Genomic DNA, 555 nt, shown 5'->3' with positions numbered 1-555 from the left:
GGCGTTACACGGCATAAACCAGCATCGTGCAATCTTTGAAGTTTTATGAATGATAAAATCAAGAAAAGGTAAACAATCCGACTCTGATTGGATCTATTCTTTGTATAAAGAAACCATGAAGAAATATGTTCAGAATGAATATGGTTGGGATGAAGACTTTCAAAGTAATGGTTTCAGAAAAAACCTTCCTTCAGAAAATTTCACAATCATTCAAACCCAAAGCAAGATATTGCTGCTTACTATATCAAGCAAGATGGGGAATCAATATTTCTGGAAATGATACTTGTGGAGCCATCGCACCAAAATAATAAAGTTGGTTCTTACATCATTTCCAAGATAAAGAATATAGCTCAAATCAGCGGGCGAAAAGTTGAAGTTAGTGTTTTAAACTCAAATCCAGCTATAAGATTTTACATTACACATGGTTTCAAGCAGCATTCTTCGAGTAAAAATACAACAAAATTGTCCTGGTCACAGCAATAAAATACTCAAAGTTTATGCAAACAGCCGTGTAACAAGAGCATCCATGTGACGCCTTCGGCGCACCTGATGCAG

Annotated in this window: 1 protein-coding gene; it reads left to right on the top strand. The window is 36.0% G+C overall.

The features are described from left to right. Positions 1 to 228: 228 nt before the first annotated feature. The gene (locus tag ACY2RQ_RS19755) at positions 229 to 483 is read left to right on the top strand and encodes a GNAT family N-acetyltransferase (protein WP_490114730.1); all 255 of its coding nucleotides are present in this window, start codon (positions 229 to 231) and stop codon (positions 481 to 483) included. Positions 484 to 555: the final 72 nt, after the last annotated feature.

The sequence above is a fragment of the Parendozoicomonas sp. 209JJ7-1 genome (assembly GCF_058147085.1).
The sequence above is the reverse complement of the archived record's forward strand: the minus strand, read 5'-3'. Positions and strand labels throughout refer to the sequence as shown.